This is a genomic window from Bacteroides faecis MAJ27, assembly GCF_900106755.1.
In the GTDB taxonomy this organism is placed as follows: Bacteria; Bacteroidota; Bacteroidia; order Bacteroidales; family Bacteroidaceae; genus Bacteroides; species Bacteroides faecis.
In genome coordinates, this window is the sequence record NZ_FNNN01000017.1 from 1 (window position 1) to 12090 (window position 12090).

General features: G+C 44.3%; 9 protein-coding genes and 1 pseudogene. 4 read left to right on the forward strand and 6 right to left on the reverse strand.

Annotated elements, in window-relative coordinates; all coding sequences use genetic code 11:
• The first annotated feature begins 383 nt into the window (after positions 1-383).
• The 3 genes from BLW31_RS14985 (at position 384) to BLW31_RS14995 (ending at position 4271) form a co-directional block, all read left to right on the forward strand.
• Complete coding sequence (locus BLW31_RS14985; protein ID WP_010535839.1) at positions 384-1280, forward strand: helix-turn-helix domain-containing protein; 897 nt, start codon at positions 384-386, stop codon at positions 1278-1280.
• Between the two features lie 112 nt (positions 1281-1392).
• Positions 1393-2166: a 3-keto-disaccharide hydrolase gene (locus tag BLW31_RS14990; RefSeq protein WP_029425128.1), complete on the forward strand. Its 774-nt coding sequence runs from the start codon at positions 1393-1395 to the stop codon at positions 2164-2166.
• A 578-nt stretch (positions 2167-2744) separates the two neighbouring features.
• Positions 2745-4271 carry a sulfatase gene (locus BLW31_RS14995; RefSeq protein ID WP_010535837.1) on the forward strand — a complete coding sequence of 509 codons (1527 nt, stop codon included), beginning with the start codon at positions 2745-2747 and terminating at the stop codon, positions 4269-4271.
• Positions 4272-4415: 144 nt separating this feature from the next.
• On the opposite strand, the gene BLW31_RS15000 is transcribed toward BLW31_RS14995, so the two are convergent.
• From BLW31_RS15000 to BLW31_RS15015, 4 genes are all read right to left on the reverse strand, one after another.
• Positions 4416-5171, reverse strand: a complete 756-nt coding sequence (locus BLW31_RS15000) for a succinate dehydrogenase/fumarate reductase iron-sulfur subunit (RefSeq protein WP_008761731.1) — start codon at positions 5169-5171, stop codon at positions 4416-4418.
• A gap of 36 nt (positions 5172-5207) precedes the next feature.
• Positions 5208-7187, reverse strand: coding sequence for a fumarate reductase/succinate dehydrogenase flavoprotein subunit (locus BLW31_RS15005; RefSeq protein WP_010535836.1), 1980 nt, complete (start codon positions 7185-7187; stop codon positions 5208-5210).
• A gap of 37 nt (positions 7188-7224) precedes the next feature.
• Positions 7225-7929 (reverse strand): succinate dehydrogenase/fumarate reductase cytochrome b subunit, encoded by a 705-nt coding sequence (locus BLW31_RS15010; RefSeq protein WP_010535835.1) that lies wholly within the window; start codon positions 7927-7929, stop codon positions 7225-7227.
• Between the two features lie 120 nt (positions 7930-8049).
• The gene (locus tag BLW31_RS15015) at positions 8050-8925 is read right to left on the reverse strand and encodes a helix-turn-helix transcriptional regulator (protein WP_029425127.1); all 876 of its coding nucleotides are present in this window, start codon (positions 8923-8925) and stop codon (positions 8050-8052) included.
• Between the two features lie 124 nt (positions 8926-9049).
• Between BLW31_RS15015 and BLW31_RS15020 the strand changes: the two genes are divergently transcribed.
• Positions 9050-9454, forward strand: coding sequence for a galactose-binding domain-containing protein (locus BLW31_RS15020; RefSeq protein ID WP_010535833.1), 405 nt, complete (start codon positions 9050-9052; stop codon positions 9452-9454).
• A 591-nt stretch (positions 9455-10045) separates the two neighbouring features.
• Here BLW31_RS15020 and BLW31_RS15025 read toward each other — a convergent pair.
• Positions 10046-11026, reverse strand: a pseudogene (locus tag BLW31_RS15025) (sulfatase-like hydrolase/transferase); the annotation flags it as partial.
• A gap of 359 nt (positions 11027-11385) precedes the next feature.
• Positions 11386-11805: a LamG-like jellyroll fold domain-containing protein gene (locus tag BLW31_RS15030; RefSeq protein ID WP_029425125.1), complete on the reverse strand. Its 420-nt coding sequence runs from the start codon at positions 11803-11805 to the stop codon at positions 11386-11388.
• Positions 11806-12090 lie beyond the last annotated feature (285 nt).

Below are 12090 nucleotides of genomic sequence, written 5' to 3' on the forward strand. Positions count from 1 at the left end.
CTGATAATCAGCCACTTAACCAAATTTTATTAGTTATATTACGTTAATTAACTCTCTCATTTTCAATCGATTACATAAGAATTAACAGAGTATTGTTTTAAATAACTGAGTAGATTTGAAGGAGTAAGATTTTATATCCTCTAAATATATTTTGAATCCTGGCTTTGTCAAAAGCTAGGATTCTTTTACTATAAAATAGATTTTCGCCTATGAGGGCTGGTCTACAAAATTCTGAGAGAGTGTAATAAATATCACCCTTTTATAGTTTTAATGAAATGAATTTCATGCATATTTTACTTTTCTTTTCCTTTTTTATGGCTATATAAAAGATTTCATATATTTTTGTTGGAAACATAAATAGATACAAACACCAACAACAATATATGGCATCTATCTGTCAAGGCACTTGGGATTGTCAGGATTGTCCGAAGGCCGTAGGCAATACAATTATTCACATTATATACCAGCGAGGTTTTCATAAACCTGCCCAGAAATGTGAGGAGAACTTCATCCTTTTTTTGATAAAGGGAGAGATGTTAGTCAATAGTCAGGAGTATGCGGGTACGATGCTCAAAGAAGGAGAATTTATCCTTCAGGCTATCGGTTCAAAATTTGAGATGCTTGCTATGACTGATTGTGAGTGTATCTATTATGGTTTCATTCAACCGGAGATGTTTTGTGATTCTCGTTTCAACCATATCATGAAAGATGTGCCTTCTCCGCTTATCTATTCCCCTTTAAAAATAATTCCTGAGTTACAATATCTATTAAGTGGGTCTATTGCTTATCTGAGAGATAATAAAATCTGCCGGGAACTGCTGTCATTAAAGCGCAAAGAACTGGCTTTCGTTTTGGGTTACTATTATTCCGATTATGACCTTGCGACCTTAGTACACCCTCTCGCTAAATATACCAATAGCTTTCAATGCTTTGTGCTTCAGAACTATAAGAAAGTAAAGACAGTGGAAGAGCTTGCCCAACTGGGTGGGTACACACTCAGCACATTGCGCCGTATTTTTACCAGTGTATTTCATGAGCCGGTATACGAATGGATGCAGGCACGGCGTAAAGAAGGTATTTTAGATGATTTGCATAATTCCAACTATAGTATATCTGAAATATGTTATAAATATGGCTTTGAATCCCTGCCTCATTTCTCCAACTTCTGCAAGAAGTTTTTCGGAGCTTCTCCACGCAATTTACGAAAGAACGAGTACGAGAATAAAAACAAACTATCTGATACGAAAGAGATTGAATACTCATCCGGTGGTTTATTATAACAGAATTGCTTCAGAGATTAACAATATGTTTTTTAATGTTGTATATTTGTAAGTCCCAATATCCGGGATAATAATTAAATATCTAAATAAATATATGAAACCTATGTATTACATGACAAAAAGAAATTTGCTGACTACTATCGGTATGTTGGCTGTAGTATCGGCTTTTGCCCAGAAAGAATATCCCTCTCGTGCGCCAATGACCCCTGCCATGTCAGAGTATTGGACACCTCAGCCTCCCATCGTTACTCCGGGAAAAGCACCGGCAGAAGCAATCGGTGCACCGTCTGATGCTATTATCCTATTTGATGGTAAAGACCTGTCTCAATGGGAAAACTCTAAAGGACAAGCTGCGGGATGGACTGTTCATGATGGAGTATTCACAGTAAAGAAGGGTACAGGTGATATCCGTACCAAACAGAAATTCAATGATTTTCAGTTACATCTGGAATGGTGTATCCCGGAAGGTATTGAAGGTACAAATCAGGCAAGAGGTAATAGCGGAGTATTTCTACAAGGTATCTATGAGATACAGATCTTGGACAACTACGAGAACGAAACGTATGTCAATGGTCAGGCCGGAAGTATCTATAAGCAGACTCCTCCTTTGGTCAATGCCATGAATAAACCCGGTGTATGGAATACATTCGATATAATTTATACTGCTCCTACTTTCAAAAAAGACGGTACTTACCGCACACCTCCACGTGTCACTGTCTTGCAGAATGGAGTACTGTTGCAGAACAATACGACCATTTTGGGAACAACTCCCTATGTCGGTTTTCCAGAAGTGGTTCAGCACGGCGATGGTCCTATCGCATTGCAGGATCATGGGGACCCGAGTGCTCCGATTAGTTTCCGTAATATCTGGATCAGAGAATTATAATTTCTGATTAGATGTATGCTGAAAATTAACTCATGGAAAACATCTGATCCCTATTGCTGAAATTACTAAGTGAGTTCATATAAAAAGAAAGTGAGTGTACAAACTCTCATAAACTAAAAGCCACCCTTGCTACAACTGTCTGGACTGCACCCCAAAAGTTGAACACAAAACTTTCGGATTGCAGTTCAGTCTGTGGCGGGGATGGTTTCGTTAAAATGAGAATTTTGACATATTCTCATTTCCATGAACCGATATGCTGCGGCTGGATGTGAGCCGATGTAAAAAAGGAGCTTTTGGAAAATTGCTCCGTATCCGTATGCCAGGAACTGTAACAAGCCTATTCTGTAATTTTTCAGAGAGTATGTCAAAGTTTCTTTTTTTCTTTGCACATATAGCGCTATTATCGTATATTTCTACCCATTTTCCTTAAAACCAGTCTAATACATCTTTATTACAGAGTTGTGCACTTCAAATAAAGCCATACTAAGGCGGAATAGGAATCTTGTTTTTTATCTCAATGATTTTTGAATTTATTATACCTACATACAATAACCTGAGTGTAAATGAAAAACCATGTAATGAAAACAAATCGAGCTTTTAAAGAATTCTGTGTATTAGGAGGCTTAGCTTATTCCGTTTGCGGAGTAGCTCAGGAACGTCCGAATATAATTGTCTTTCTGGTAGATGATATGGGACTTATGGATACTTCAGTCCCTTTTCTGGCGGATGAGAGCGGGCAACCGGTACGCCACCCTCTAAATGACTGGTACCATACTCCGAATATGGAGAGACTGGCCAAACAAGGCATTTGCTTTTCTACTTTTTATGCACAAAGTGTAAGTTCCCCTTCCAGAGCTTCGATCATGACCGGACAAAATGCGACCCGGCATGGAGTCACTAACTGGATTAACGCTGAAAGTAATAACCGGACTCCTTTCGGACCACCCGAATGGAACTGGAAAGGTCTCAGAAAGGATATGCCTACTATGCCCAGAGTCCTGCAACAAGCCGGATATAAGACGATTCATGTAGGAAAGGCACATTTCGGCTGTATGGGAAGCGAAGGAGAAAATCCATTGAATATTGGGTTTGATGTAAATATCGCAGGTTCCGGTATAGGCCATCCCGGCAGTTATTATGGCGAATGGGGATATGGCTCTATCAAAGGAGAAAAGGCAAGAGCGGTTCCGGACCTGGAGAAATATCATGGTACAGACACTTTTTTGAGTGAAGCTCTGACTGTAGAAGCCAATCGGGAGATCGCTGCCGCTGTGAAGGAGAAACGTCCTTTTTACCTGAATATGGCTCATTATGCTGTTCATTCACCTTTTCAGGCAGATAAGCGTTTCCTGTCACGGTATACTGATCCGGATAAGAGCGACCAGGCAAAGGCCTTTGCTACTTTGATAGAAGGAATGGATAAATCTTTGGGCGACGTGATGGACCAGCTCGAGAAGCTGGGGATAGCCGAAAATACTTTAATATTCTTTTTGGGAGATAATGGCGGTGATGCTCCTCTGGGAGATGAACGCGGATATGGTTCTTCTGCTCCTTTGAGAGGGAAAAAAGGTACGGAGTTTGAAGGTGGTATGCGGGTTCCTTTTATAGTGGGCTGGGCAAAACCGGAAAAGAAGAGTGCAGTACAAAAACATTTGCCAATTGAGGCCGGAGGCATACAGATGCAGCTAGGTACAATCATGGATATTTATCCGACAGTTTTGTCTGTGGCAGGCTGTGAAGTTCCCCAAAACTATGTGATAGACGGGTTCGACCTGAAAAGGCAACTGAGCGGTAAGGCGGACCGGAAACGTCCCGAATCTTTCCTGATGCATTTCCCTCATGCCCATCGTGGCAGCTACTTCACTACCTACCGTCTGGGCGATTGGAAACTGATTTATTACTATTCTCCTGAAACTCCGAAGCAACCCAAAGCTTTGCTTTACAACCTGAAAGATGATCCGGAAGAAAGAAAGGAACTCTCTTCTACGCATCCGGATAAATGCAGAGAGATGATTCAGGAGATGGCGGCTCAGTTGGAAAAGGAAGGAGCTCTTTATCCGGTTGATAAACAAGGAAATGAGTTGAAACCTTTTGTCTGCTTCTGAGATAAGGATGAAACCGGAGGATTGGAAAGGATGAACAACGGATAACATCCATACACAATCCATCAGCATCTGCCTGCAAAAAGAAAATCCCCCACCGGCAATGCCGGCGGGGGATTTATGCTATTAATCAAATCAAGCTCACGCTTAGTCTTTCAGCTTGGCGATGATAAAGTCGCGGTTCAGGCGGGCGATGTTGCTGATAGAGATATTCTTCGGACATTCAGCCTCGCAAGCGCGAGTGTTGGTACAGTTACCGAAGCCCAGTTCGTCCATCTTGGACAACATAGCCTTTGCACGGCGCAAAGCTTCCGGTTTACCTTGCGGAAGCAAGTTCAACTGGCTAACCTTTGCAGAAACGAACAACATGGCAGAACCATTCTTACATGCAGCTACACAAGCACCACAACCGATACAAGAAGCGGCATCCATAGCTTCGTCAGCGATTGGCTTCGGAATCAGGATTGCGTTGGCATCCTGCGGAGCACCTGTACGAACGCTTACGTAACCACCTGCCTGCATGATCTTGTCATAAGCAGTACGGTCCACCATCAAGTCTTTGATTACAGGGAAACCAGCCGAACGCCAAGGCTCAACAGTGATGGTGTCACCATCGTTGAAACGACGCATATAAATCTGGCAGGTAGTAGCACCTGTTGCAGGACCGTGCGGATGTCCGTTGATGTAAAGAGAACACATACCGCAGATACCTTCGCGGCAGTCGTGGTCGAATACAACCGGTTCTTTTCTTTCGCTGATCAGCTGTTCGTTCAGAATATCCAGCATTTCGAGGAAGGAAGTATCACCGGGAATATCTTTCATTTGGTAGGTTTCAAAAGCGCCTTTAGCCTTCGGGCCTGCTTGACGCCATACCTTCAGTGTAAATGATATATTTTTATCCATTTTCGTCTAATTCTTTTAAATGTTTAACTTCACCGATTAGCTCTTGTAGTTACGGGTCTGAACCTTGATAGCTTCGTATACCAGCGGTTCTTTGATCAATACAGGAGCTTTTTCATCGTCACCCTGATATTCCCAGCATGCTACGTAGAAGAAGTTTTCGTCATCACGTTTTGCTTCTCCTTCTTCAGTCTGGTATTCTTCACGGAAGTGACCACCACAACTTTCGTTACGGTTCAATGCATCGTAAGCAACAAGCTCACCCATAGTGATGAAGTCGTACAGACGGATAGCCTTGTCGAGCTCTACGTTCATACCTTCTTTAGAACCGGGGATAAACAGATTTGTTTCGAATTCCTTGCGGACTGCTTTCAGTTCGGCGATACCTTTCTTCAAGCCTTCTGCCGTACGTCCCATACCTACATATTCCCACATGATGTGACCCAGTTTCTTGTGGATAGAATCAACTGATTCATTACCCTGGATGCTCATGAACTTGTCGATCTTGGCTTGAACAGCTTTTTCTGCTTCAGCAAATTCAGGAAGATCGGTAGAGAAACGAGGAACAGTAATCTGATCTGCCAGATAATTCTGGATTGTGTAAGGCAATACGAAGTAACCGTCTGCCAGACCTTGCATCAATGCAGAAGCACCGAGGCGGTTTGCACCGTGGTCAGAGAAGTTACATTCACCGATAGCGAACAGACCCTTGATAGTAGTCTGCAATTCGTAGTCTACCCAGATACCACCCATTGTGTAGTGGATAGCCGGATAAATCATCATCGGATTATAATATTTCACACCACTGATTTCTTTGGCCAGTTCACCCGGATTAACGTCAGTGATTTCTTCATACATATCGAAGAGGTTGCCATAACGCTGGAGAACTACATCGATACCCAGGCGGTTGATAGCTTCAGAGAAATCGAGGAATACAGCCAGACCTGTGTTGTTTACACCGAAGCCTGCGTCGCAACGTTCTTTAGCTGCACGGCTGGCAACGTCACGCGGAACCAGGTTACCGAATGCCGGATAACGGCGTTCCAAGTAGTAGTCGCGGTCTTCTTCAGGAATATCGCTTCCTTTGATTTCGCCTTTCTGTAATTTGATGGCATCTTCTTTCTTTTTCGGAACCCAGATACGACCGTCGTTACGCAGAGATTCAGACATCAGAGTCAGTTTGGACTGCTTGTCACCGTGTACCGGGATACAAGTCGGGTGAATCTGAACATATGCGGGGTTGGCGAATACAGCACCCTTGCGGTAGCAAGAGATAGCAGCTGTACAGTTACAACCCATAGCGTTGGTAGACAGGAAGTAAGCGTTACCGTAACCACCGGTAGCGATTACTACGGCGTGAGCGGCGAAACGTTCCAGTTCACCTGTGATTAAGTTTTTGGCAATGATACCGCGGGCACGTCCGTCGATGATAACAACGTCCTGCATTTCGTAACGGGTGAACAGTTTCACTGTACCTACGTTTACCTGGCGGCTCAGTGCAGAGTAAGCACCCAGCAACAGCTGCTGGCCGGTCTGGCCTTTAGCGTAGAATGTACGTGATACCTGTGCGCCACCGAAAGAACGGTTGTCCAGTGTACCACCGTATTCGCGTGCAAAAGGAACACCCTGAGCTACACATTGGTCGATGATAGCGTTGGATACTTCAGCCAGACGGTATACGTTAGCTTCGCGTGCACGGTAGTCACCACCTTTTACTGTATCGTAGAACAGACGGTAAACAGAGTCACCATCATTCTGATAGTTTTTAGCAGCATTGATACCACCCTGTGCAGCGATAGAGTGTGCACGGCGCGGAGAGTCCTGAATACAGAAGTTGAATACTCTGAAACCCATTTCACCGAGGGATGCAGCAGCAGAAGCACCTGCCAGACCCGTACCCACAACGATGATATCCAAACGGCGTTTATTAGCGGGGTTCACCAATTTCTGGTGAGCTTTATAGTTGGTCCATTTCTCAGCCACCGGGCCTTCTGGAATTTTTGAATCTATCTTGATCATAATATTATTTACAATTTAATCATTTACAATTTACTATTTAGCAAGCACCGCCACAAAGAAGTGATTTCACGAAGAATACCACTACTACCAGTGCGAAACCGAGTACTACAATCGTAGAGTAGATGTTAGAAATACATTTCCAACGATTGATCCATACTTTGTTGTTCCATCCCAGTGATTGCATGGAGCTCCAGAAGCCGTGAGTCAGGTGGAACCACAAAGCAAACAGCCAAATGAGGTAGAGCACTACATAAACCGGACAAGAGAATGTCTGCTGGATGTGATAGGCACCGTTTGCTGCATAAGCCAGCGTCAGTGTGTCAGCATGCATGTCCAGATTGTGCATCAGTTCAGGCAACTGCATTTTTGCCCAGAAGTTGAAGAGGTGCAAACCGAGACCTACGATAACGATAAGGCCCAACACCAACATGTTTTGAGAAGCCCACTCTACAGTTTTCGGTTTGTCAACCACCGCATAGCGTTCGCTGCCGCGCGCTGTGCGATTCTGCATTGTCAGCCAGAACGCGTAGATGATGTGAATGATGAAAAGAGCAGCCAGTGCTGCGGTAGCTACCAGCGCATACCAGTTTGCTCCCAAAAACTCACAAATCATGTTGTAACCATCAGCCGAGATGATTGCAACCAAGTTCATCGCCATGTGAAATGTTAGAAACAGGACAAGGGCGATACCGGTAACGCTCATCACCACTTTCCTTCCTACAGATGAATTACTTAACCACATAAATGATTGAATTTAAATTATTTAATTGTTAGAACTAAAATTTCGACGTTTTACACCTCTTACAGACTGCAAAAATAGGGGAAATAGATTGATTGACCAAAGAATTAAAGAAATAATTCCTTAATCGGTGATCTTTCCGATTTTTTCGCCATTGGCTGCTTTCTTGCGTAAGGCGCGCGGAGTGTCTCCGAAAGAATCTTTGCAGAAGTGTGCAAGGTGGGAGAGGGAGTCGAAACCGTACCGGTTGCAGATCTCCGTAATTCGTAATTTAGAGTGCTGGAGGTCTTCCAGGATGCCTTCCCGTTTTTTCTCCAGTATCCATTCGTACACCGGAATGCCGTAGAAGTTTCTGAAGAGGCGGCGGAAAGTGGTAGTGGTATATCCGCCCAGATGTGCAAATTCTTCCACGTTCTTCACTTTGGTGTAGTTCTGCATGACAAAGTAATGGAAACTTTCCGTGTAGGAGCTGATCGGGTGGAAGAACGATTTCAGCTGGGGCAGGGGATAGTAATTGGTTATTAAGTAAACCAGTTCCTGGCATTTCAGGTTGATGAATTTGTTGCAGGGAGGAACAGGCTCGTCAAGATAAGCCGCCATATCGGTGACGAGGTTGAGCAGTCGGTGGTCCATCACCAGAGGGGTATAGGCTAGCGGAGCTTCCGCCTGGTCGATGATTTCGCGGTAGCGGTCTTCGCAAAGCAGCGGCAGTTCGTTGAACCAGAAGACAATGTATTCGGTATCTGTAAGTGCCAGTGCTTCGTGCTTCGAGCCGATGGCTTGCAGGATGAATTGCTTGTCGTGCAGGGTAGTTCCGGGATACTCGTCGCTGTTGACCAATAATTCACCTTTTATGATAAAGAGCATACAATTTTGCGTACACTTATCTTTCGGAATATGCTGACCCCTGAGCATATGTCTGTGGATAAGAATACCTTCTGTTGCTTTAGGACATCCTGCGCAATCTTTCTGTTGTATGCAAAGTGAGTCTTTGGACATGAGTTCTATCATGTGAATTATTGTCTTCAGGGACAAAGATAATCGTTTTTTTGTGATTTTTAGATTCTTTCTTCCATTTATGTTCTAGCATAAACCCGCACATAATTGTCTTTATGGAGATGTGATGATGGAGCTGGACTGGAGTGTCAACTTTCATAACACGGGTTTATGGGTAGGATATTATACTTCTGATATGGTTGCAGTGATTGACCTTGGCTCTTTGCAGCACATTTCTTCCGTAGAGGTTTCGGCATTGACCGATTTGAGTGCATGGATTATGGGACCGCAGGCTATTTCCATATTTCTCTCTTCGGATGGAAAGAGCTACAAACGGGTATCCCGGCAAACTTATCAGGCACCCACAGATGCCATGGGCGAGAAACGAAGTGAGTTGAACAGACTCTCATTCAATAAAAAATCTGCGAGATATGTAAAAGTGCTCGTAGAACCTTTTAAGGGATTGCCCAAAGGACATTCCGGCGAAGGCGAACCCCCTTTCTTATTTGTAGATGAAATACGGGTAGATTGATTTCTTCTCAACGAGTTTAAATATGAGTTTTGCTCTCATGCTCTCACAGTCTGCCTGTATCCCTTTATTCATCGGAGTTGCAGTGATGGTAGCAACTGTGGTGGCAAGTATGAGGGCAAGCGTTTGCTCTCACTTTGTTTTTGTTCTGTAGTATATTGTTTTCCTGATGTTATTTGTTGATCTCTAGTGTGTTAATACTTGATGTGTCAACTATTAATGATTGACGTCCCGGCTGTTAATAACTGATAAATCAGACGTTAATAGCTGAGACGTCATACATTATTAGCCGATAAATGGTTCAAGCCTTCTGAAAGAACAGGTGAATTGGAGCAACAGATCCGGTCAACCTGACCGGATGGTGCGGTTCATTCAGCTCTATCGACAGGTGTTTCAAAAAGTTTCAAGCGCTTGAAACACTTTGTTCCACCGCTTGAAACACTTTGTTCCACCGCTTGAAACACTTTGTTTCATTACTTGAAACAGTTTGTTTCATTGCTTGAAACACTTTGTTCCAAGGCATGAAACACGCTGTTTCAACGGTTGGAACTGAATTTGGAACTATTTGCTTGGGCTGACCGGCCTTGTTGTTCCCTATTTATAATAGTATTTCTCTAATAATTCCTGCATTTCCGGGTACTTTTCATCCGTATCTCCTACTTCTTTGCGAAGGTTCAGCATGTCCTTTTTCATCTGCTTGATGACAGGTGCATATTTAGGATCATTGTATGCGTTGTGATTCTCGTGCGGATCATTTTGCAAGTCGTAGAAATCCCATGACGGAGTGAAGTCGAAGTTTTCCGTGTCCGTCATATCCAGATTGCGGGCATAGTAGAAGATGAGTTTGTAACGGTCTGACCGGATAGCGAAGTGTGCCGGACGAATCGCGTGGTTAGTCCAGTAGCGATAGTAGATTTCTTGGTCGGAAACGTAGACAACAATGGTGTTATCTGCGATGCCCATTTCGTCCAATGTTTTCAGCAACTTGCCGATATTGTCGTCGACAGTGGCTCCGCAACGCATGTAGTCGCGGATAAACTTCTGGTATGCGGCTTTTCTGGCAGCGGTCCGTTGCATGCCTTCGGTGCTGAATGGCAGTCCGGGATAACGGCACCACCATTTGTCGGGGTCTTGCGAGGCAATGCGCCAGCGGCGTTCCAGTTCTTCGAGTGTCTGGCCGACGAAAGAACGCCCGTTGGTTTCCGGCCCCCAGTCGAGAAGGTTTTCCGGTTCGGGGAAGGTGACTCCGTCGTAGAGGTGCTCCATGCGTATCGGATAATCGTAAGGCTCGTGGGTCGCCTTGAAGTGGCAGCACATCATGAAAGGCTGCTTGCCGTCCTGCTGTTTGATCCACTTGATGGCTTTTTCTGTCACCAGATCGGTAGAGAAGCCCGGCACCCGTTCGCCGAAACGCCGGTTGCCCGGCCAGGGATCGGTGCTCTCGATGAATGTAGGATCGCGGTATTCGCCCTGGTCGAAGAAGATAGAGTAATAGTCAAACCCTTGCGGTTGCGACTGGATATGCCATTTGCCGACCAGTCCGGTGTTGTATCCGTTGGCTTGCAGGGCGGTTGCCCAGGGCGTGTATGGAGGTGGCCTGCATGTCATCCGTCAGAATAAATAAGACATTGGGAGGCGGCACTTCGCCGGCTGTTTTCGACTGGCACCCGATGGCGAGGGGCGTGAACGCCAGCGGCAGATATCGGGATATAAAAGAGTATCGGATAGCTGATTTCATATGAAGGGGGTATGTTATATAAACGATGTGTTATTAAAGTTTTAGACGCGAATCAAGCAGACAGAACGAATTACAAATAAATTCGCGGGACTACTTAATTCACGCCTAAAGATAGTGAATGTGATTTACATTATACTGTTTTCCCTACAAAAAATGTTGGTTGTCCAGTATATATCGCCCTTGGGCTAACCAACCGTTAGTTGTTGCTCTTCGTTTTGGTGAAGCATTGCTCAGGTCTCCATTCAATGATTTTTCCGGTCACCACGGTAGCGTCATTGCCATTGCCGGAGCTGTCGTGTACCACATCCCCTTCACCTTCGTCCATCTTCCAATAACCGGTAAGGTTGGAGCTGACAGCTACGGGGCCTCCCATGTTACTCTGAATTTCCGCTTGCGTCAGTGCTTTGTTCCATAAGCGTACCTGTCCCATCATATGTTCGTTCTTCGTGTTGGCATTGAAGAAGGTGATGGAAGTCATATCGGCGGGTACACCGGTAGCATCTACATCCTGCACCTTCTTGCCGTTGGCGTAAAAATGACATTTAGTCTGGTCGTATACCATAGCTACGTGTGGAAACAGCATGGCGAAGTTGAACAACCTGTCGTAATAGTGCATATACAACGTACGAAAAGCCTGCGAATCGCCTTCGGATACTGATCTTAGTATCTGCTACCCGTTTTCTATACGTTGATTTTTATTCATAGGTTCTCTTTTCTTAATATAGTAGAAGATGGTGATTTTGGCTGCAAAGAAACATACTTTATTTTGTTTTTCCTGGCATTTTTGGGGGGATGTTCTGTTTTTCATATTCTAAGGATAAACTATCTGTTGATTTTTGGAAGTATAATAGTGATTTTTGAACATCTGTTTGGGTGAGGTATGCGTATTTTTGCGACCTGA

Coding starts and splice junctions, on each gene's coding strand:
- BLW31_RS14985 (WP_010535839.1), top strand. CDS start 384: ATGGCATCTATCTGTCAAGGCACTTGGGATTGTCAGGATTGTCCGAAG.
- BLW31_RS14990 (WP_029425128.1), top strand. CDS start 1,393: ATGACAAAAAGAAATTTGCTGACTACTATCGGTATGTTGGCTGTAGTA.
- BLW31_RS14995 (WP_010535837.1), top strand. CDS start 2,745: ATGAAAACAAATCGAGCTTTTAAAGAATTCTGTGTATTAGGAGGCTTA.
- BLW31_RS15000 (WP_008761731.1), bottom strand. CDS start 5,171: ATGGATAAAAATATATCATTTACACTGAAGGTATGGCGTCAAGCAGGC.
- BLW31_RS15005 (WP_010535836.1), bottom strand. CDS start 7,187: ATGATCAAGATAGATTCAAAAATTCCAGAAGGCCCGGTGGCTGAGAAA.
- BLW31_RS15010 (WP_010535835.1), bottom strand. CDS start 7,929: ATGTGGTTAAGTAATTCATCTGTAGGAAGGAAAGTGGTGATGAGCGTT.
- BLW31_RS15015 (WP_029425127.1), bottom strand. CDS start 8,925: ATGTCCAAAGACTCACTTTGCATACAACAGAAAGATTGCGCAGGATGT.
- BLW31_RS15020 (WP_010535833.1), top strand. CDS start 9,050: ATGATGGAGCTGGACTGGAGTGTCAACTTTCATAACACGGGTTTATGG.
- BLW31_RS15030 (WP_029425125.1), bottom strand. CDS start 11,805: ATGCACTATTACGACAGGTTGTTCAACTTCGCCATGCTGTTTCCACAC.